General features: G+C 49.2%; 1 protein-coding gene. It reads right to left on the bottom strand.

The genetic code is table 11. The annotated features are described in order from the left end of the window. Positions 1-375 (bottom strand): hypothetical protein (locus AWU74_RS14370; protein ID WP_238580280.1); only part of this gene is annotated, 375 nt, incomplete at its 3' end. Between the last annotated feature and the right edge of the window lie 68 nt (positions 376-443).

Genomic DNA, 443 nt, shown 5'->3' with positions numbered 1-443 from the left:
GGCGAGCTGGTTCACCTCGTTTCCACTTCGAACCAGCTCTGGCGATCCCTCACACTCAATATGTAATTCATACTGTCCGCGTCGCAACATCGTCAGAGCCTTCACAACACGGGCGAGCGGCTTTAACATTGAGCACAACAAGATATAGGCAATTAGGAACGTGAGAGAAGAAAGTAGTATTGCAGCTATCAGCAAGGCAACAAATGTAATCCACTTTTCCCGAATGTCGGCGGACAGATTCGAGAAGTAGATCAGATCTCCGAATTTTCGTCCGTCTTTGATGACAGGTAATCGACTTGGATCTGAATGTTCGCCTAGAAGTCTTATGAAGCAAGCAGGCACTCCGACGGCTCTACAGGCGGAGGAGGCGACCACTAGCGTTGTATCGGTGGTCGCAAAGCCAACGGTGCCTGTCTAACGTTCCCAATATGACTCGCAAAATT

The organism is Treponema endosymbiont of Eucomonympha sp., assembly GCF_001028545.1.
The sequence above is the reverse complement of the archived record's forward strand: the minus strand, read 5'-3'. Positions and strand labels throughout refer to the sequence as shown.